The organism is Chachezhania antarctica, assembly GCF_003646465.1.
Taxonomy (GTDB): Bacteria; Pseudomonadota; Alphaproteobacteria; order Rhodobacterales; family Rhodobacteraceae; genus Chachezhania; species Chachezhania antarctica.
The window spans coordinates 142,388-161,060 of record NZ_QZEX01000007.1; the positions used below are offsets into that span (position 1 = coordinate 142,388).

Sequence of the window (18,673 nt, forward strand, 5' to 3'; positions counted from 1 at the left end):
GTCCGGGTCAGGCTGCCAGCGACGACAGGCTGTCCATCAGGTTCTCGGGCGAGCTTTCGCCGTACGGGTCCTCGCCATGGTTGTCGCAGCGGCCCGGTTCCTCGAACCATGCCTCGACGACGCCGTCATTGATGATCGCCGCATAGCGCCATGACCGCTGGCCGAAGCCCAGGTTGTCCTTGGCCACCAGCATGCCGATCTGGCGGGTGAATTCGCCCGATCCGTCGGGGATGACCTTCACGTTCCGGATGCCCTGCGCCTCGGCCCACTTGTTCATGACGAAGCTGTCGTTGACCGACATGCAGTAGATCTCGTCGATGCCCTGCGCCTTGAAATCCTCGGCCATCTTCTCGAAGCCGGGAAGCTGGTAGGTCGAGCAGGTGGGCGTGAACGCGCCGGGCAGCGAGAACAGGATCACGCGCTTGCCGGCGAAATAGTCGGCCGTCGTCTTGTCTTCCCAGCGGTAGGGGTTGGGTCCGCCGACGCTTTCGTCGCGGACACGGGTGTGGAACGTCACTTGGGGGAGCGTGTCACCAGGCTGCATGTCGGGTCTCCTGAACGTGTAAGACAGTTGCGTCGGCAACCTAGAAATCTTCCAAAAACCTGCAAGACCTATCCTGCTGCACTGCGGCAATCGGGCCGGGTTTCCGTAACGGCAAGGTGTAACCGCATATTATCAGTGCAGATTTTCCATGTGCATGCTGCAGAAAACGCCATGCGCGCCGATGCCGGGAAGGTCACTGGTTGTCTATGCCTCAGTGACCTATATTGAAGGGTACGTTCTTACCCTTGCAGCAAAGGCCAGGTGCCCCATGCGCGATCTCAAACTGCCCGACCAGCGTCATCCCGAAAAGGCCCACCGCGTGTCCAACGCGCAGCCCAAGAAGCCCTCGTGGATCCGGGTGAAGGCCCCCGGCAGCGAAGGCTACCGCAAGACGGCCAAGATCATGCGGGAAAACAACCTCGTCACCGTGTGCGAGGAAGCGGGCTGCCCGAATGTCGGCGAATGCTGGAGCCAGGGCCACGCCACCATGATGATCATGGGCGAGATCTGCACCCGCGGCTGCACCTTCTGCAACGTGGCCACCGGCCGCCCCGACGCGCTCGACGCGTTCGAACCGGGGCGCGTGGCCCATGCGGTGGAAAAGCTGGGGCTGAACCATGTCGTGATCACCTCCGTCGACCGGGACGATCTGGACGACGGCGGGGCCGAGCACATGGCCCAGACCATCCGCGCCGTCCGCCACCGCAGCCCCGACACCACGATCGAGGTGCTGACCCCGGATTTCCTGAAATGCGGACCGGACGCGCTGGAAACCGTGGTCGAAGCGCGCCCCGACGTCTTCAACCACAACCTCGAAACTGTCCCGGGCCTTTATCCCGAAGTCCGCCCCGGCGCCCGCTACTTCCATTCCCTGCGCATCCTGCAGCGCGTGAAGGAGCTTGATCCGTCGATGTTCACCAAGTCGGGCATCATGGTGGGGCTGGGGGAAGAAACCTCGCCCGTGCGGCAGGTGATGGACGACCTGCGCGCCGCCGACGTGGATTTCCTGACCATCGGCCAGTACCTGCAGCCCACCCCCAAGCACCACGCCGTCGTCCGCTTCGTGACGCCAGAGGAATTCGCGGCCCACGAAAAGGCGGCCTATGGCAAGGGGTTCCTGATGGTCTCGGCCACGCCGCTGACGCGGTCGTCCTACCATGCCGGCGACGATTTCGCCCGCCTCCGCGCTGCGCGGCAGGCCAGGCTGGGCACCGCCTAGGTTTCCGGGCGTCCCGCAAATTCTCCCCGCCGGACCGCCTCCGGCGGGAGTACTTGGGAAGAGAAGAAAGCGGGGAAAGCGCCTGTTTTTCTTCTCTTCTTTCCCGAAATACTCCGGGGGAGTCCGCTCCGCAGGAGCGGGCGGGGGCAGAGCCCCCGTGCCACGCGCGCCATCCCGGTGCAAAGCCTGCCTTATTGCGCAGGCAGCGCCTTCAGGTAGGCGGCGATGGCGGCGCGATCTTCCGGGGCAAGGTGGCTCAGGTTGGTCACGACCTTGGCCATGTGACCGCCCGCGGAATCGAAGTCCGGGGTGAAGCCGGTTTCCAGATAATAGGCGATATCCTCGGCGCTCCAGTCGAGCTGGCCGGGTGTCAGCCCCGGGATGCGGCCGTCGCCGGTGGGGTTCTCGGCGCCTGTCAGCCATTGGCCGCGCTCCAGCCCGCCGATGGGGCCGCGGGGCGTGTGGCATTCGCTGCAATGGCCCGGACCTTCGACAAGGTAGCGGCCGCGGGTCCGGGCCTCGGGCAGGTCGCCCGGTATGGCCCAGTCCTCCGTCAGGTAGAGCATGTTCCACAGCCCGAGTCCCCGCCGTATGGTGAAGGGGAACGAAATCTCGTGCGGTTCATTTGGCGTGGCATCTGCGGGCAGGGTGCGCAGGAACGTGTCGAGATCGGCAATATCCTGCAATTCCATGTGGATATAGGATGTATAGGGGAAGGCCGGGTAAAGGTGCCGGCCGGCCGGGTCTGTCCCCCGGGTCAGCGCGTTGGCAAGATCGGCGCGCGTCCAGTCGCCGATGCCGTGAGTCGGATCGGGGGAGATATTGGGCGCGATGAACGTCCCGAACGGAGAGGCCAGCCGTTCGCCCCCTGTCAACACCAGCAGATCGTCGCCTTCCGCCTCGGGCGCGGCGTGGCAACTGGCGCAGCCGCCGGCCCAGAACACGGTCTCGCCGCGGGTGGCGTCACCGGACAGGCCGTCAAGTTCGGCCAGTTCGGCGGCGGGCAGGGTGGCCGGGCGGGTCAGCACAAGGAAGACCGCCGCCCCGGCCAGGGCAAGCGCGACGCAGATGATCAGGAGGCGCCGCATCGGCCCGGATCAGTTCTTGGACACGCGGTAGACCTTGTGGCAGGCGCTGCATGCGCCGCCGACATCGCCCATGGCCGCGCCGATGGCCTGCTGGCCTTCACCGGCGGCTGTCTTCATCGTCTGGGCGGCCTTGTGGAGATCCTCCCACTTGGCAGTGAAATCGGCCTTGTCGCCCCAGATCTCCGGCTTGGCGCTGCTGCCTTCCATCGTGCCGGTCTCGGTGCCTTCGGGCCACAGCATGCTCTGGTCGATGCTGGTCACGGCGACGAGCGTGTCGGCGGCCACTTCGGCGCGCAGCTTGTCGTATTCGATCTGCCCCTTGGCCATCCCGCCCAGCACGCCAAGGCTGTGGGCAAGCAGGCGCATTTCACCGTGGCGCGCGGCCATCGCGGCCTCGTTCGCGATGACGGGAGCCGCGGTCAGCGACATGGCGGCTATGGCGGCGGAAAACAGGATGGATTTCATGACTTTCTCCCAAAAGGCAGCACCGTTGGGGCGGTGCGTCGGAAATGGCTTTGATCCCGAGACTGACGATGCGTAAACCGCGGCGACCTGTCCACCCCGCACAGAAGGCGGGCCTGCAGAAAGTCATGACATTTCCGCGAGCGTTGCCCCGTCAGTCCCCGTTGCCTGTCGTCTCGGCGGGAGCCTTCTGGACGGGGACGGAGCGGTGGCGTTCGGCCGTGGCCCAATCGGGCCAGTAGCCAAGCTTTTCGATCCCCGCGACAAGTGCCGCCAGCCCGATCATCACCGCCATGACGATCATCTTCCTCGTCGATGGCGGGTGCTTTGCCAGCCGCGACATCTTCACGAAATGGCGCGGGTTCATCATGTGAAACGGACCTTGCCGATATAGGGCAGGTTGCGGTTGCGCTGCGCGTAGTCGATCCCGTAACCCACCACGAATTCGTCGGGGATCTCGAACCCGATCCAGTCGGCGCGGAAATCGACCTCGCGCCGGGATGGTTTGTCCAGAAGCGCAATGGTCTTCAGCCGCGCGGGCTGGCGGCTGCGCAGCAGGTTCACGACATGGTGCAGCGTGTGCCCGGTGTCGACGATGTCTTCCACCACCAGCACGTCGCGCCCTTCGATGGCGCCACGCAAATCCTTCAGGATCTTCACCTCGCGCGAGGATTGCATTTCATTGCCGTAGGAGGATGCCTCCAGGAAATCCACCTCGATCGGCAGGTCCAGTTCGCGCACCAGATCGGCGATGAAGATGAAGCTGCCGCGCAGAAGGCCCACGACGATCAGCTTGTTCGTATCGGCAAACTCGGTCTCGATGAGGCTGGAGAGGTCCTCGATCCGGGCGGCGATGGCCTTGGCCGAGATCATCTGGTCGATGACATAGGTCGTGCTCTTGTCGGTGGTGGTCGTCATGTGTCGATCGGAATCCTTTGGCCGCAGCCCCTTGATCTTTGCGCGCAAGCATAGGACAGAACGGTCCGATGTCACCCGTCCGTCGCCCGATTGCGCCCGTTTCGCCATGACCAAACACTCTGAAACCCGTACGCTGCCCTACAGCGCCCAGCAGATGTTCGATCTGGTGGCCGATGTGCAGCGCTATGATGAATTCCTGCCGTGGTGCTCGGCCGCCCGCATCAACCGCCGTACCCCCATCGAGGGCGGCGAGGAGATCGAGGCCGACCTGATCGTGTCCTTCAAAGTCTTCCGCGAGAAGTTCGGCAGCAAGGTGCAACTTTACCCCGAAGAAAAGCGGATCGAGACCGCCTATATCGACGGACCGTTCAAGTACATGAACTCAACCTGGATCTTCCGCGATATCGAGGGCGGGTGCGAGGTGGATTTCCACGTGGATTTCGAATTCCGCTCGGCCATGTTGCAGCGGCTGATCGGCGTCGTGTTCAACGAGGCGATGCAGCGGATCGTCCGCGCCTTCGAACAACGCGCGCACAAGCTTTACGGCTGAGGCGTTCAGCCCGCGTCTGTCAGGGCTGCGGCCAGCAGGTTCAGCGCGTGATCGCGGGAGACGGCGCGGACGGCGGCACGGCCTAACGCGCCGAAATCCTTCGATTCCGTGATCGTTTCGCGCCCGTCATACGCCACGGCAAAGCACACCCGGCCTTCCGGCTTGTGCTCCGACCCGCCCGGCCCGGCAATGCCGGTGATGGCGACGGTCAGCTGCGCGTGGGAATGCTTCAGCGCGCCGTCGGCCATTTCGCGGGCGGTTTCCTCGGACACTGCGCCGTGGGCCTCCAGCGTATCTTCCGTCACGCCCAGCATCTCGCGCTTGGCGGCGTTGGAATAGACCACGAACCCGCGTTCCACCACGGCGGACGATCCCGGTACGTCGATCAGGGCCGATGCGACCATGCCCCCGGTGCAGCTTTCGGCGGTGGCGATGCGGATGCCCCGGGCCTTCGCGGCCTCCAGCAGGGCGGGGATGTCTTCGGCGCCGGGTCTTGTCATAGGCCAAGTGCTCCGTGTGCGATGCCGGCCAGGATGATCACCCCGATGGCCGCCATGACGCCGGCGATCAGGTCGTCGGCCATGAGCCCGATTGCGCCGTGCTTCCGGTCGGCCCAGCCGACGGGGCCGGGTTTCCAGATGTCGAACAGGCGGAACAGCACGAAGGCGGCGATCAGCCCCGGCCAGAGCGCCAGCAGCGACACGCCGTTGTTGGCCGCCCCGAACGAGATCGGGAGGAGTGCGATCAGCTGCCCCGCGACCTCGTCGATGACGACTTCCGAAGGGTCTTCGCCCCATCCGTCACGGCGCATCCGGTCGGCCGCCCAAAGACCTGCGCCGACAAGGAGGCAGATGAGCGCGATCAGGATGTAGGGCGTGCCGACGCCGAACAGGACATGGCACAGGAACAGGATCGGGTAGGCGAGAGCCGATCCCCAGGTTCCGGGCGCCGGGCGCAGGTGGCCGACACCGCCGCAGGTGCCGATGAAGTGGGCAAGCTTGCTCATGCGCGCACCAGAAGGGCGGTGGCTTGCGCCGCGATGCCCTCTCCCCGGCCGGTGAAGCCCAGCCGTTCGGTTGTCGTGGCCTTGATGGATACGGCCGATGGGGGAAGGTCCATCAGGCCGGCCATCGCCTCTTGCATGGCAGCGGCATGGGGGCCGATCTTGGGCTGTTCGCAGATCAGCGTGCAGTCGATATTGGCGATCCGGTAGCCATGTTCGGCCACGCGGGCCACGGCGTGCTTCAGGAAGATCGCGCTGTCGGCGTCCTTCCATTGCGGATCGGACGGCGGGAAGTGCCGCCCGATGTCGCCATCGGCCAGCGCGCCGTAGATCGCATCGGTCACCGCGTGCATGCCGACATCGGCATCGGAATGACCCGAAAGCGTGCGGTCGTGGGGCACTTTCACGCCGCACAGGATCACGTGATCCCCGGGGGCGAAGCGGTGCACGTCGAACCCGTTGCCAAGCCGCATGGGCGGGACATCGACGCCGCCCGCAAGGATGCGTTCGGCGCGGGCGAAATCCTCGGGGCGGGTGATCTTCATGTTGTCGGATTCTCCGGGCACGATGGCGACCTCCATGCCGGCGGCGCGGGCGACTTCGACGTCGTCGGCGGCCTGGCCTGTGTATTGTGAATGCGCTGCCCGGATCGCGTCCAGCGCGAATCCCTGCGGCGTTTGAGCGGCATAGAGACCGGTGCGGTCCTGGACCCCGGTGACGGTGGCCCCTTTGCCCGTCCACAACGCATCCGTGACGGGCAGGGCGGGGGCTGCGGCCGGATGGGTGTCCAGCGCCTTCGCCACCGCCTCGATCAGCGCGACGGAAATGCAGGGCCGGGCGGCGTCGTGAATCAGGACACGCGCGGCCCTGGTGCCCTCCAGCGCGGCAAGGCCCGCGGCCACGGACGCGGCCCGGGTTGCGCCGCCTTCGGTCAGGATCAGGTCTGCTTGGCCCGTAACACGGGATTCGGTGTCGCCCTGCGGCAGCACCACGACGATGGGGCCGATGGACGGCGCGGCGCGGAAGGCGTCGAGCGTCCAGTCGATCACCGGGCGTCCCGCGACGGTCTGCCATTGCTTGGCCAGCCCGCCCCCGGCACGGATGCCGCGTCCGGCGGCGACGATCAGGGCAGCGGTCAGCGGAGCGGTCATCGGAAAGGGACTTTCGGTTCGCGCGGCCGACGCAAGGGGCGGCAAACGCCAGAGTTGTAGTGCCGCGATAAGGTTACCAAGGGGCAGCCGACCGCCGTCTGTCGCGACTGTTTACGGCGTGGCGCAGGGAGGAGCAATCGACCGGTCATATGTGCGCAATAATTGGGCGTTAAGCTGAGTTGGCACAAAAGAGCATCCCGGATTCATTGTAAGATGCCGCTGCAGGCGGTAGGCCAGACGAAACTGCTTAGGGATTAGGCATTGGGTCTCCAGATAGCGAACATGGACGTCCGGCCGCCGGTCCTTCTGGCGCCGATGGCGGGAATCACCGACAGGCCATTCCGCGATCTGGCGCTGCGTTACGGCGCGGGGATGGTGGTCAGTGAAATGGTGGCAAGCCAGGAGATGGTGCAGGCCAAGCCCGGCGTGCGCGAAAAGGCCGAGCTTGGCGCCGGAACGGCAGGCACGTCTGTCCAGCTTGCCGGGCGCGATCCGGTGTGGATCGCCGAGGCCGCGCGGCAGGTTGCGGACCGTGGCGCGCGGGTGATCGACATCAACATGGGCTGCCCCGCGAAGAAGGTCACGAACGGGTATTCCGGCTCGGCCCTGATGCGGACGCCGGACCACGCCCTGCGGATGATCGAGGCCGTGGTCGGCGCCGTCGATGTGCCGGTGACGCTGAAGATGCGGCTGGGTTGGGATGACGATTGCCTGAACGCGCCGTCTATCGCGCAGCGCGCGGAATCGGCGGGCGTGGCGATGATCACCGTCCACGGGCGCACGCGGTGCCAGTTCTACAAGGGCCGTGCCGATTGGGCCGCTGTGGCGGGGACCAAGGCAAGCGTAGGCGTGCCCGTCGTGGTGAACGGCGATATCGTCGATGCGACGTCGGCCCGCGCGGCGCTGAAGGCATCTGGCGCGGATGGCGTCATGATCGGGCGCGGCGCACAGGGGCGGCCGTGGTTGCCGGGGCAGGTGGCGCATCTGCTCTACGGCACGTCGGCGCCGGATGTGCCGAACGGGGCGGCCCGCGGTGACGTGGTGGCCGCGCATTACGAGGCGATGCTCGAATTCTACGGTCTGGACCTGGGCGTTCGCGTCGCCCGGAAGCACCTGGGCTGGTATCTGGATGCGGCGGCGGAAGATGCCGGAACGGACGTTCCCAAACCGCTCCGCAGGGCGATCCTGACATCGACCGATCCCCGGGCCGTCATCGGCCTGATCCGCGCGGCCTTTGCCGACGCGCTGGCAGACACGCAGGTTGCGGCATGAGCAAGAAGTCGAACACCTCCGCCGCGAAGCCCGACAAGACAGCCAAGGCCACGAAGATCGAACCCCTGGCCAATTCCTATGTCTCGACCTACAGCGACACCGAACCGGGCGCGCCCGTGGCGTCGAAGGACGGGGACGGGACGCTCTGGGCCTCGATCCCGGTGCCGGCGGTCCTGATCGACGCGAAAGACCTGATCGCCGATGTGAACCCGGCGGGCGAGGGGTTCATGAACGCCTCGGCCAAGGCGCTGGCGGGAACGCCGGTCTGGGACCAGCTGGCCATCGACGCGCCCATCGAACAGGCGCTCGAACGCGCGCGGGCCGCCGGGTCGCCATTGTTCGTGAACGATGTGGATGTCGGCAACGGTAACCGCGCGCCGATGCAATGCGCGCTGCAATTCGCCCCCGTGCAGGGACGGCCGGGCGAGATGCTGTTGATGATCGCCCCGCGCGAACTGGCGGGGCGCGTGTCGCAGAGCCTTTCGGTCAAGTCCGCCGCGCAATCCGCCATCGGCATGGCGGAGCTGCTGGCGCACGAGATCAAGAACCCGCTGGCCGGCATCACCGGTGCGGCGCAGCTCCTTAGCATGAACCTCGAACCCGGGGATCAGGAATTGACCGACCTGATCGTGGCCGAAAGCCGGCGGATCGTGAAGCTGCTGGAGCAGGTGGAACAGTTCGGCAACCTGTCGCCGCCGGACCTGAAGCCCGTGAACCTGCATGACGTGCTGGACCGCGCCCGGCGCTCCGCGCTGCTGGGCTTCGGCGCGCACATGAAGATCATCGAGGATTACGACCCCTCGCTGCCGATGGCCGTGGGCGACCCGGACCAGCTTTTGCAGGTGATCCTGAACCTTCTGAAGAATGCCTCCGAAGTGGCCGACGCCAAGGGCGGCACGATCCGGCTGCATTCCTACTACGAACATTCCTTCTCGTTGCGGCGGTCGGACGGGCAGGGGCAATCGTTGCCCTTGCAGATCGAGATCATCGATGACGGCCCCGGCATCTCGGAAAAGATCAAGGCCGACATCTTCGAGCCTTTCGTCTCCGGACGCGAGAATGGCAGCGGGCTGGGCCTGGCGCTGGTATCGAAAATCATGTCCGATCACGGCGGCTGGATTTCTCTCAGCTCGGTGCCGGGGCACACCGTGTTCCGGCTCTCCCTCCCCCGGGTGCCGACCGAGAAACCCAGGAAGTCGGACAAGGTTGAAGAAGGGGCCGGTGGCAAAGCTGCGCAAGGCCCCGACGATGGTACCGACCCCGACCGGAAGGCTGGCGGCAGGACAGACAAGCAATCGAGCGGGCGCGTCTCTGGGGGAGACGATGCCAATAAGGAGGCTCACTGATGGATGGAACGGTACTGGTTGCCGATGACGACCGCACGATCCGAACGGTCCTTACGCAGGCTCTGACACGCGCGGGCTGCAAGGTGCACGCGACGTCTTCGCTGACAACGCTGCTTCGCTGGGTGGGCGAAGGGAAGGGCGATGTCGTCATTTCCGACGTCATGATGCCCGATGGAAACGGGCTGGAAATGCTGCCCAAGATCGCGCAGGAGCGGCCCGGCCTGCCGGTGATCGTGATCTCGGCGCAGAACACGATCATGACGGCGATCCAGGCGGCCGAGGCGGATGCCTACGATTACCTGCCCAAGCCCTTCGATCTGCCGGACCTGATGAAGCGGACGGCCCGGGCGCTGGAACTGCGCCAGCGCGCGCCCACGCCGCAGGCGACGCCCGGTCATGTCCCGTCGCTGTCGACGCCGATCGACGATGACGGTCCCGACGATCTTCCGCTGGTGGGCCGCACGCCCGCGATGCAGGCGCTGTACCGCCTTGTCGCGCGGGTGATGAACACCGATCTGCCGGTGCTGATCACAGGGGAAAGCGGCACTGGCAAGTCGCTTATCGCGCGGGTTCTGCACGATTTTTCCGACCGGCGCTCGCTGCCGTTCATATCCGTCGATGCGAACGACCTGACCGATCTGGAAGGCCCCGCCAAGGTCATGGCGCGTGCCCGTGGCGGCACGGTCCTGATCGAGGAGATCGCGGATATCCCGGACGAGATCCAGGCCCGCATCGTGCGCATGATCGATGCGCCGTCGGACGAATCGGCAAGGTTCATTGCCACCTCGCAGCGCGATCTTTCCCCTGATGCCTCGGGCGGCGGACGGCGGGTGCGCGATGACCTGTACTACCGGCTGAGCGGCGCCACCATCGAAGTGCCGCCGCTGCGGGAGCGCGTCGACGACATCGCGCTGCTGACGGAGCATTTCCTGGCCCGGGCCCGCCGCGACGGCGCGCCGGAACGGTTCCTGAGCCAACCTGCCGTGGCGCTCTTCCGGTCCTACGTGTGGCCGGGCAACGTGCGTCAGCTGGAAAACGCCGTTCGGCGGCTTGTCCTGACCTCGCGCACGGAAGAGATCAGCAAGGCCGATGTCGAAGCGGTTCTGGGCGCCCAGCCCGACGTGACCCCGGTCACCGGTGGCGGCGATACGCAGAAGCTTTCGGCCTCGGTCGCGCAGCACCTCAGGCGGTATTTCGACCTTCATGGCAACATGTTGCCGCCTCCGGGCCTCTATGGCCGGATCCTGAAGGAGGTCGAGACTCCGCTGATCGAAATCGCGCTGGAAGCGACCGGCGGAAACCAGGCGAAATGTGCCGAACTTCTGGGGATCAACCGGAATACGCTCAGGAAAAAAATCACACATCTCGATATTCACGTGACACGGCGGCGCAAGATGATGTAAATCGGCCACAGAAGCGTGGCGAAGAATCCCCTGCAATGGGGACGGCCACGACATGTGGCGTCCGGTAAGCAGGCCGACGCATCATCAATGAGGTCGGCTGGTGGCAAGCCTGTCACAATTCGGAGCAGTTCCGGGCTTTCGCCGTTGGCGGCGGACCCGGCGCGGTTCCACCATCCTGACGCTCAGCCTTGTGGGGCTGGGCCCGCTTCTGGCGATCAGCACTTTCCTTGTGATCGGTCCGTTCAACGCGGGCGGTGTGGGATCGGGCCTGTTGCAGCGCGCCGTGCTGCTGGCGGATCTGGTCTACGTGCTGGTCATCGCGGCGATGGTGCTGGGGCAGGTGGGCCGGCTGTTCGCCGCCCGCCGCGCCAAATCCGCGGGTTCGGCCCTGCACCTGCGTCTGATCGGGGTCTTCACGCTTCTGGCGCTGCTGCCGACCGTGACGGTGGCCATCTTCGCCGGGCTGACGATCAATATCGGGCTTGAGGGCTGGTTTTCCGACCGGGTGCGCAACGTGGTGGGATCGTCCCTTTCCGCGGCGCAGGCCTACAAGGACGAGCTGTCCGATGGCCTCGCCGAAGATGCCGAGGCGCTGGCCAATTTCCTTGATCGCGAACGCTCGCGCACCTTCTTCATGGATGCCGGGCGGATCCGTCAGCTTCTGGGCACCGGGCAAAGCCTTGTCCAGCGCGGCCTGCGCGAGGCTTACGTGATCGACGGCGCGGGCGAGGTCTGGGCGCGCGGCGAAGGATCGTACCTGTTCGATTTCGAGAAACCCGCCCCCGAACTGATCACCCAGGCCCGGCAGGACGGGCTGGTGATCATCGAGGATTGGGACAACGACGAATTCCGCGCCCTGATCCCGCTGCGCGCCTTCGTCGACCGGTTCCTCTATGTCAGCCGCGAGGTCGACGGCGACATGCTCAACCTGCTGGATGAAACGCAGGAAACGGTGCTGCTGTACCAGCAGCTGGAACAGGAACGCGGGCGGGTTCTGTTCAATTTCGGCGTGCTCTACGTGGGCTTCGCGCTGATCCTGATCCTGGCTGCCGTCTGGCTGGGGCTGTGGTTCGCGGAACGCCTGTCGCGGCCCGTGGGGCGGCTGACCAACGCGGCGCAGAAAGTCGGCTCGGGCGATCTGGACGTTCGCGTCGTTGAAGACGAAGGCGATGACGAAATTTCCATGCTGGGCCGCTACTTCAACCAGATGACGCGGCAGTTGAAGGCCCAGCGTCAGACGCTTCTGGACAACACTCGCCAGATCGAAGACCGGCGACGTCTGTTCGATTCCGTTCTGTCGTCGGTCACGTCCGGCGTCGTGGGTATCGACCGTGACGGAAAGGTGACCTTCGTCAACCGCTCCGCCCGGCGCCTGCTGAACTGGGAGGACGACGGGCACGACGTGTCATTGTCCGTCGCCGTGCCGGAATTCATGGCCCTGTTCGAAGACCTGAAAGCCGACCGGAACGAAAGCATCCAGGGGTCCGTCAAGGTGATCCGCGGCGGTCGTCAGGAGAACCTGCTGGTGCGCGTGGCCGTGCGGCGCGGGGTGGGCGGGACGCTCGATGGTTATGTCGTGGCCTTCGATGACGTGACCGACCTTGTCAGCGCCCAGCGGATGGCGGCCTGGGGCGATATTGCCCGGCGTATCGCGCACGAGATCAAGAACCCGCTGACGCCGATCCAGCTGTCGGCGGAACGGATCAAGCGCAAGTTCGCGCCGATGGTGGGCGACGAGTCCGACCGGTTGGAATCGATGACCGATGTCATCATCCGCCAGACGGGCGACCTGCGCCGGATCGTGGACGAGTTTTCGAAATTCGCCCGGATGCCGGAACCCGAACGCCAGCCCGAAGACGTAACCCGCCTTGTCCGCGATGCGGTGTTGCTGCAGCAGGACGGCCAGCCCGGGGTGACGTTCGAGGCGAACCTGCCCGACACCCCGATGATGGCCGAAATCGACGCGACGATGATCAGCCAGGCGCTGACCAACCTTATCAAGAATGCCGGCGAAGCCATTGGCACATTACAGGAAAAAGGCGCGCCCGAGGGGCATGTGCCGGCAATCCGTGTGCAACTTTCGCAGAATTCCGACGGCCCCGGCCACCGCTGCGAGATCACGATTGCCGACAACGGCATCGGCCTGCCGGAAGATCGCGCGCGGCTGTTCGAACCCTATGTGACCACCCGCGACGCCGGCACCGGCCTTGGCCTGCCCATCGTCAAGAAGATCATCGAAGAACATGGCGGAACGCTGACCCTCGAGGACGCGCCGCTGCTGACCCCTGGCCAGACCCACAAGGGCGCCATGGCGGTCATCCGACTGCCTCTGCCCGAGGCGCACTAGACAGAGAAGAAGAGCAGGACCGATATGACCGACATTCTGATCGTCGACGATGAACGGGACATCCGTGAACTGGTGTCCGACATCTTGGAAGACGAAGGCTATGCCACGCGGCTGGCCGGGAACTCCGAAGAGTGCATGGCGGCCATCAACACAGAGCCGCCCGCGCTGCTGATCCTGGATATCTGGCTGAAGGACAGCAAGATGGACGGGATCGACATCCTGAAATGCGTCAAGCGCGACAACCCGGAAGTACCGGTGGTCATCATCTCGGGCCACGGCAACATCGAAATCGCGGTCGCCGCGATCAAGCAGGGGGCGTACGATTTCATCGAGAAGCCCTTCAACATCGACCAGCTGATGGTGGTGATCAAACGGGCGATGGAAGCCTCGCGCCTGCGGCGAGAGAATTCCGCGCTGAAGCGGCAGGGCTCCACCGGCGCCGACATGATCGGGGCAAGCCCCGCCTATCGCGGGCTGATCGGGCAGCTGGACAAGGTGACGAAGTCGAATGGCCGGGTGATGCTGACCGGGCCGGCGGGGTCGGGCAAGGAGATCGCGGCGCGCTACGTGCATGCAAGGTCCAACCGCGCGCGGGGGCCGTTCATTTCCGTCAACTGCGCGAGTGTCGAGCCCGAGCGGATGGAAGAGGTCCTTTTCGGCCGCGAAACCTCCGCGCGCGGGGTAGAGCCGGGCCTGCTGGAACAGGGCCATGGCGGGGTCGTCTATTTCGACGAAGTGGCAGACATGCCGCTGGGCACGCAGTCCAAGATCCTGCGGGTGCTGGTCGACCAGCAGTTCCAGCGCGTCGGGGGCACCGACAAGGTGCGGGTGGATCTGAGGGTGATCTCCTCCACCAGCCGCAACCTTGAAGACGAAATCGCCGCCGGGCGCTTTCGCGAGGAGTTGTATCACCGTTTGAACGTGGTGCCGATCGCGGTGCCCTCGCTGGAAGACCGGCGCGAGGATATTCCGCTGCTGGCCGAACATTTCATCTGCCAGTGCCACGAGGCGCAGGGCCTGCCCAAACGGGTGCTGAGCGACGAGGCCATCGCGCTGATGCAGACGATGATCTGGCCCGGCAACGTGCGCCAGCTGAAGAACCTTGTCGAACGGGTGCTGATCCTGGGCGATGGCTCGGGCCCCATCGAGGCGCGCGAATTGCCGGGCGACGATCACCGCCCCGAGGACAACGGGCGCGTCGTGCTGACGGGCGCGCTGGCGACGCTTCCCCTGCGCGAGGCGCGCGAGGCGTTCGAACGCGAATACCTGCTGACCCAGATCAACCGTTTCGGCGGCAATATCAGTCGCACGGCCTCTTTCGTGGGGATGGAACGCTCGGCCCTGCACCGCAAGCTGAAATCGCTGGGCGTGGTGACGTCCAGCAAGTCGGGTGCGCGGATCGCCAGGGTCGATGAAAAACCGGACGAGGAAGAAGACGCGCGTCAGGTCAGCTAGGCGCCGACCTGGCCCGCTGCGGGCTCGCCGGGCAACATGCGAACGACATGCGGACGGGATGCACGAGGACCCGGAAAAGCCAGGGCACTAGTCCCGAAGGTGCCCGGAATACGGACAACGGCAGCAAGCTAGCCGCTTTACGAGACCGAGAAATCCGCGACCCTCGCGCCCGCCATCTTTGCCAGACGCTGCGGTTCGGACGCGAAGACATGATGCGGCGTGCCGGCGGCGGCCCAGATCGTGTCGAAAGCCAGCAAGCGGCGGTCGAAGAAGGCGCGGGGCGGGGTCAGGTGGCCCACCGGGCTGACGCCGCCGATGGCAAAGCCTGTCTGAGCGCGCACGAGGCCAGCGTCGGCCTTGCCCAGCCGCTCGCCCGCAAGGGCGCTGGCGGCGTCGGCATCGACGCGGTGGGCGCCGGCGGTCAGGAACAGGATGGCCTCGCCGCTGGTTTCCCCGGCAAAGATGATCGACTTGGCGATCTGGTCGACCTCGCACCCCAGCGCGTTCGCTGCATCGGCGGCGGTTCGGGCAAGCGCGGTTTCGCGGATATCAGGCTCAAGTCCCGCGGCTTCCAGCGCGGCGCGGACGCGTTTCAGGCTCTTGCTCATGGCGCGCAGTTCTGGCGCCGGAGCCAGGGATTGGCAAGACGGGTTCTTCGCGAAGCCGTAACCAGACTGCACTCGCCCATTGACCCGGACAGACCGAAGCCGCACAACCGCAGACGGTCGAGACGGGTCCGGCGATAACCGGCCCACACACATGCAGAAAGGCCCTCATGTCGCTGACCCATTCTCTGGTCACCCGGATGACCCGCATGCCGCGTGCCTACGATGCGGATCTGGGCCGCGGCATCATGGATGCCGTGCCGCAGCTGACTGGCGATCTGGCGAAGCTGGCCTGCGGGGCAGGTGGGTCCAGCCCGTTCCTTGGCTCCCTTCTGCACCGTGAAGGCGCCTGGTTTGCGGAGGCCGCCGAAGACACCGACGCCGCGCTGGCGAAACTGTCCCACGACCTGTCCGAACTGGCGCCTGACAAACTGCCATCGGGCCTGCGTCAGGCCAAGCGCCGGGTGGCGCTGCTGACGGCGATGGCCGATCTGTGCGGCTCGTGGCCCCTTGAAAGCGTGACCGCCACGCTGACCGATTTCGCGGATCTTGCCCTGTCGTTGGCCATCCGGGCCGAAACGGGCAAGCTGATCCAGCGCGGCAAGCTGCCCGGCATGACGATGGACGATGCCGAAACCGGCGCCGGGCTGGTCATGATGGCCATGGGCAAGATGGGCGCTTTCGAGCTGAACTATTCGTCAGACATCGACCTGATCTGCCTCTTCGACGAAACCCGTTATGACGAGGATGCGTTCGCCGACGCCCGCCAGTCCCTGATCCGGGCCACCCGCAACATCTGCGCTATGCTCAGCGACCGGACGGCCGAAGGCTATGTCTTCCGGACGGATCTGCGGCTGCGGCCCGATCCGTCGGTGACGCCCGTCTGCCTGTCCATCGGCGCGGCCGAGCAGTATTACGAAAGCCTTGGCCGTGGCTGGGAACGCGCGGCCTTCGTCAAGGCGCGCGCCGCGGCCGGTGACATCGCGGCTGGCGAACGTTTCCTTGAGGCGATCAAGCCCTTCGTCTGGCGCCGTCACCTCGATTTCGCGGCGATCGAGGACGCGCATCGGATGCTGCAACGCATCCGTGACGCCAAGGGCACCCACGGTCCCATCACCGTGCGGGGCCATGACATGAAGCTGGGCCGCGGCGGCATCCGCGAGATCGAGTTCTTCACCCAGACCGGCCAGCTGATCGCCGGGGGCCGCGACCCAGAACTGCGGCTGCGGGCGACCGTCCAGGCCCTTGGCGCGCTGGCGGGGAAGGGCTGGGTGTCGAAGGACACCGCGGACAAGCTTTCGGTCCATTACCGCCAGCACCGCGAGGTCGAGCACCGGATCCAGATGATCTATGATGCGCAGACGCATTCGCTGCCCAGTGCCGACACCGAACTGGACCGCATCGCCTGCCTGATGGACACCGATACGCAGACGATGCTGGGCGATGTCCGCACCCGCCTGACCGAAGTCCATGCGCTGACGGAAGAATTCTATGTGGGTGACATAAACCCGCTGCCGTCCGATCCGCTGCCGGCCGATGTCTTCGACCCGGCGATCCTCGCCCGCTGGACGACCTATCCGGCCTTTCGCACCGAACGGGCCGTGCGCATCTTCGACCGCCTGAAGCCCGAACTCCTGGGCTGGCTCGCCCGCACCGCCAAGCCCGAGGAATCGCTGCTGGCGCTCGACAAGTTCCTGTCGGGGCTGCCGGCGGGGGTGCAGATCTTCTCGCTGTTCGAGGCCAATCCCCACCTGATCGACCTTCTGGCCGATATCGTCGGCACCTCTCCGTCGCTTGCCACGTATCTTGGCGAAAACGCGGCCGTGTTCGACGCGGTCATCGGCGGTGGCTTCTTCGCCGACTGGCCGGGCATCACCGGGCTGGTCGAAGACCTGCAGGGCATCCTGTCGCGCGAAGGGGATTACGAAGGCCGGCTGGACGCGATGCGGGGGTGGAGCCGGGAATGGAAGTTCCGCGTCGGCGTTCACCACCTGCGCGGGCTGATCGATGCCGCCACCGCCGCGGAACAATATGCCGAGCTGGCCGAGGCCGCGATGCGCGTGCTGGTCCCCGTGGTGACGGACCAATTCGCGATCCGCTATGGCCCGCCGCCGGGCCGTGGCGTGGCGATCCTTGGCATGGGCTCGCTGGGGGCCGGGCGGCTGACCTCGGGCTCGGATCTCGACCTGATCGTGGTCTACGATCCGGACGGGGTGGAAAGCTCGGACGGGCCCAAACCGCTGGCTTCGCGCACCTACTACGCGCGGTGGACGCAGGCGCTGATCACCGCGCTGAACGCGCCCATGGCCCGCGGCCGGCTCTACGAGGTCGACATGCGGTTGCGCCCGTCGGGCAACCAGGGACCGGTGGCGACAAGCTGGGCCAGCTTCCAGAACTACCAGGAACACAACGCCTGGACGTGGGAGCACCTGGCCCTGACCCGCGCCCGGGTCATCGCGGGGAGCGACGATCTGGGCCGGGATGTCGAGGCGTTCCGCGAAAAGATCATCGCCCGCCCGCGCGAAGTTGCGGCGGTGCTCGAAGATTTCCGCACCATGCGAAACCGGATCGCGGCGGCCCGGGGCCCGTCGCTGGTGCTTGACCCCAAACCGGGCGCCGGGCGCTTGCAGGATATCGAGCTTGCGGCGCAGGCCGGCACGCTTCTGGCCGGATCGCCGGACCGGGACATCGTCGAGGGCCTGAAAGCGGCCGAGGCGCAGGGCTGGATGCCGCCCGGGATCCGCGCAAAGCTGGAGGAGAGCTATGCGCTCTACTGGACGGTCCAGATGGCGGTGCGGCTGATCTCGGACAAACCGGTGACAGCGTCCGAACTTGGCGAAGGCGGGGCGGCCTTCCTGACCCGCGGCACCGGGTTCGGCAGCCTTGCCGAACTGGGACAAACACTTGAAACCCGCTATGACGACGTGGCCGAAGCCATTTCCGGCCTGATCGGCACCAATGAGGAGACCGCGCCATGACCGATGAGCGCAACAGTGCGGACATGCTCGAAGATCTCGACCCGCGCGAACTGATCGCCGAATCCTACCGGATCGAAGGCATCACCGAACCCGAATGCCGGTCGATCTTCCTCGACTGGGTGCTGGGGATGCGTGACGGGGTCGACATGCGCGCCGCGGTCGCCAGCCTGTTGGCCCATTACGCGGACATCGCCCCCGATCACCCGATGACGAAAGTCTTGCGTTCCGGCACGGAAGAGGCCACTGAGGCGCGCCGTCGCGGGGGTGCCCGCGGGCGGCAGCGGCCATAGCCGCACGACCATTTCAGGCACCGGACACCACAGGCAAAGGGG

Annotated in this window: 18 protein-coding genes; 9 read left to right on the plus strand and 9 right to left on the minus strand. The window is 65.9% G+C overall.

From position 1 onward, the window contains the following. Positions 1 to 7 precede the first annotated feature (7 nt). Complete coding sequence (locus tag D4754_RS15115; RefSeq protein WP_121065043.1) at positions 8 to 544, minus strand: peroxiredoxin; 537 nt, start codon at positions 542 to 544, stop codon at positions 8 to 10. Positions 545 to 812: 268 nt separating this feature from the next. Between D4754_RS15115 and lipA the strand changes: the two genes are divergently transcribed. After that, entirely contained in the window at positions 813 to 1,763 is a 951-nt protein-coding gene (gene lipA, locus D4754_RS15120) for a lipoyl synthase (protein ID WP_121065045.1), read from the plus strand. Positions 1,764 to 1,954: 191 nt separating this feature from the next. Here the strand turns inward: lipA and D4754_RS15125 are convergent, their stop codons facing one another. From D4754_RS15125 to hpt, 4 genes are all read right to left on the minus strand, one after another. Next, positions 1,955 to 2,851: a c-type cytochrome gene (locus D4754_RS15125; protein WP_121065047.1), complete on the minus strand. Its 897-nt coding sequence runs from the start codon at positions 2,849 to 2,851 to the stop codon at positions 1,955 to 1,957. A 9-nt stretch (positions 2,852 to 2,860) separates the two neighbouring features. Next, a complete protein-coding gene (locus D4754_RS15130; protein WP_121065049.1) occupies positions 2,861 to 3,316 on the minus strand; it encodes a c-type cytochrome in 456 nt (151 codons plus the stop codon). Between the two features lie 151 nt (positions 3,317 to 3,467). Continuing rightward, positions 3,468 to 3,683, minus strand: a complete 216-nt coding sequence (locus tag D4754_RS15135; protein ID WP_121065051.1) for a hypothetical protein — start codon at positions 3,681 to 3,683, stop codon at positions 3,468 to 3,470. Next, a complete protein-coding gene (gene hpt / locus D4754_RS15140) occupies positions 3,680 to 4,231 on the minus strand; it encodes a hypoxanthine phosphoribosyltransferase (protein ID WP_121065053.1) in 552 nt (183 codons plus the stop codon). Before hpt ends, D4754_RS15135 begins: the two co-directional genes overlap by 4 nt. Positions 4,232 to 4,337: 106 nt before the next feature. Here hpt and D4754_RS15145 point away from each other — a divergent pair, with 106 nt between their 5' ends. After that, positions 4,338 to 4,781: a type II toxin-antitoxin system RatA family toxin gene (locus D4754_RS15145; RefSeq protein ID WP_121065343.1), complete on the plus strand. Its 444-nt coding sequence runs from the start codon at positions 4,338 to 4,340 to the stop codon at positions 4,779 to 4,781. A gap of 5 nt (positions 4,782 to 4,786) precedes the next feature. On the opposite strand, the gene D4754_RS15150 is transcribed toward D4754_RS15145, so the two are convergent. Genes D4754_RS15150 through D4754_RS15160 form a run of 3 tightly spaced genes read right to left on the minus strand, consistent with a single transcriptional unit; the run spans position 4,787 to position 6,935 of the window. Continuing rightward, positions 4,787 to 5,281: a CinA family protein gene (locus D4754_RS15150; RefSeq protein ID WP_121065055.1), complete on the minus strand. Its 495-nt coding sequence runs from the start codon at positions 5,279 to 5,281 to the stop codon at positions 4,787 to 4,789. Continuing rightward, a complete protein-coding gene (locus D4754_RS15155) occupies positions 5,278 to 5,787 on the minus strand; it encodes a phosphatidylglycerophosphatase A family protein (protein WP_121065057.1) in 510 nt (169 codons plus the stop codon). Before D4754_RS15155 ends, D4754_RS15150 begins: the two co-directional genes overlap by 4 nt. Continuing rightward, positions 5,784 to 6,935 carry a bifunctional 2-C-methyl-D-erythritol 4-phosphate cytidylyltransferase/2-C-methyl-D-erythritol 2,4-cyclodiphosphate synthase gene (locus tag D4754_RS15160; protein WP_121065059.1) on the minus strand — a complete coding sequence of 384 codons (1,152 nt, stop codon included), beginning with the start codon at positions 6,933 to 6,935 and terminating at the stop codon, positions 5,784 to 5,786. Before D4754_RS15160 ends, D4754_RS15155 begins: the two co-directional genes overlap by 4 nt. A 261-nt stretch (positions 6,936 to 7,196) precedes the next feature. Between D4754_RS15160 and dusB the strand changes: the two genes are divergently transcribed. The 5 genes from dusB (at position 7,197) to ntrX (ending at position 14,758) form a co-directional block, all read left to right on the plus strand. Beyond that, the gene (dusB, locus tag D4754_RS15165; RefSeq protein WP_420837212.1) at positions 7,197 to 8,207 is read left to right on the plus strand and encodes a tRNA dihydrouridine synthase DusB; all 1,011 of its coding nucleotides are present in this window, start codon (positions 7,197 to 7,199) and stop codon (positions 8,205 to 8,207) included. Beyond that, positions 8,204 to 9,553, plus strand: coding sequence for a two-component system sensor histidine kinase NtrB (locus D4754_RS15170; protein WP_121065063.1), 1,350 nt, complete (start codon positions 8,204 to 8,206; stop codon positions 9,551 to 9,553). Before dusB ends, D4754_RS15170 begins: the two co-directional genes overlap by 4 nt. Further along, entirely contained in the window at positions 9,553 to 10,956 is a 1,404-nt protein-coding gene (locus D4754_RS15175; RefSeq protein ID WP_121065065.1) for a response regulator, read from the plus strand. Before D4754_RS15170 ends, D4754_RS15175 begins: the two co-directional genes overlap by 1 nt. Before the next feature lie 100 nt (positions 10,957 to 11,056). After that, on the plus strand, positions 11,057 to 13,303 hold the full coding sequence (locus D4754_RS15180) for a sensor histidine kinase NtrY-like (RefSeq protein ID WP_205589644.1): 2,247 nt from the start codon (positions 11,057 to 11,059) through the stop codon (positions 13,301 to 13,303). 24 nt (positions 13,304 to 13,327) lie between these two features. After that, on the plus strand, positions 13,328 to 14,758 hold the full coding sequence (ntrX, locus tag D4754_RS15185; protein ID WP_121065069.1) for a nitrogen assimilation response regulator NtrX: 1,431 nt from the start codon (positions 13,328 to 13,330) through the stop codon (positions 14,756 to 14,758). Positions 14,759 to 14,895: 137 nt separating this feature from the next. Here ntrX and D4754_RS15190 read toward each other — a convergent pair whose 3' ends face one another. Continuing rightward, positions 14,896 to 15,366 carry a YbaK/EbsC family protein gene (locus tag D4754_RS15190; protein ID WP_121065071.1) on the minus strand — a complete coding sequence of 157 codons (471 nt, stop codon included), beginning with the start codon at positions 15,364 to 15,366 and terminating at the stop codon, positions 14,896 to 14,898. 167 nt (positions 15,367 to 15,533) lie between these two features. Here D4754_RS15190 and D4754_RS15195 point away from each other — a divergent pair, with 167 nt between their 5' ends. Together D4754_RS15195 and D4754_RS15200 are read left to right on the plus strand one after the other, a co-directional pair. Beyond that, a complete protein-coding gene (locus tag D4754_RS15195; protein ID WP_205589645.1) occupies positions 15,534 to 18,341 on the plus strand; it encodes a [protein-PII] uridylyltransferase family protein in 2,808 nt (935 codons plus the stop codon). Beyond that, complete coding sequence (locus D4754_RS15200) at positions 18,338 to 18,631, plus strand: hypothetical protein (protein WP_121065073.1); 294 nt, start codon at positions 18,338 to 18,340, stop codon at positions 18,629 to 18,631. Before D4754_RS15195 ends, D4754_RS15200 begins: the two co-directional genes overlap by 4 nt. The last annotated feature ends 42 nt before the right edge of the window (positions 18,632 to 18,673 follow it).

What these genes read in the sequence shown, in the direction of transcription:
- D4754_RS15115 (WP_121065043.1), bottom strand. Translation starts at nt 544, where the DNA reads ATGCAGCCTGGTGACACGCTCCCCCAAGTGACGTTCCACACCCGTGTC.
- lipA (WP_121065045.1), top strand. Translation starts at nt 813, where the DNA reads ATGCGCGATCTCAAACTGCCCGACCAGCGTCATCCCGAAAAGGCCCAC.
- D4754_RS15125 (WP_121065047.1), bottom strand. Translation starts at nt 2,851, where the DNA reads ATGCGGCGCCTCCTGATCATCTGCGTCGCGCTTGCCCTGGCCGGGGCG.
- D4754_RS15130 (WP_121065049.1), bottom strand. Translation starts at nt 3,316, where the DNA reads ATGAAATCCATCCTGTTTTCCGCCGCCATAGCCGCCATGTCGCTGACC.
- D4754_RS15135 (WP_121065051.1), bottom strand. Translation starts at nt 3,683, where the DNA reads ATGATGAACCCGCGCCATTTCGTGAAGATGTCGCGGCTGGCAAAGCAC.
- hpt (WP_121065053.1), bottom strand. Translation starts at nt 4,231, where the DNA reads ATGACGACCACCACCGACAAGAGCACGACCTATGTCATCGACCAGATG.
- D4754_RS15145 (WP_121065343.1), top strand. Translation starts at nt 4,338, where the DNA reads ATGACCAAACACTCTGAAACCCGTACGCTGCCCTACAGCGCCCAGCAG.
- D4754_RS15150 (WP_121065055.1), bottom strand. Translation starts at nt 5,281, where the DNA reads ATGACAAGACCCGGCGCCGAAGACATCCCCGCCCTGCTGGAGGCCGCG.
- D4754_RS15155 (WP_121065057.1), bottom strand. Translation starts at nt 5,787, where the DNA reads ATGAGCAAGCTTGCCCACTTCATCGGCACCTGCGGCGGTGTCGGCCAC.
- D4754_RS15160 (WP_121065059.1), bottom strand. Translation starts at nt 6,935, where the DNA reads ATGACCGCTCCGCTGACCGCTGCCCTGATCGTCGCCGCCGGACGCGGC.
- D4754_RS15170 (WP_121065063.1), top strand. Translation starts at nt 8,204, where the DNA reads ATGAGCAAGAAGTCGAACACCTCCGCCGCGAAGCCCGACAAGACAGCC.
- D4754_RS15175 (WP_121065065.1), top strand. Translation starts at nt 9,553, where the DNA reads ATGGATGGAACGGTACTGGTTGCCGATGACGACCGCACGATCCGAACG.
- ntrX (WP_121065069.1), top strand. Translation starts at nt 13,328, where the DNA reads ATGACCGACATTCTGATCGTCGACGATGAACGGGACATCCGTGAACTG.
- D4754_RS15190 (WP_121065071.1), bottom strand. Translation starts at nt 15,366, where the DNA reads ATGAGCAAGAGCCTGAAACGCGTCCGCGCCGCGCTGGAAGCCGCGGGA.
- D4754_RS15195 (WP_205589645.1), top strand. Translation starts at nt 15,534, where the DNA reads ATGTCGCTGACCCATTCTCTGGTCACCCGGATGACCCGCATGCCGCGT.
- D4754_RS15200 (WP_121065073.1), top strand. Translation starts at nt 18,338, where the DNA reads ATGACCGATGAGCGCAACAGTGCGGACATGCTCGAAGATCTCGACCCG.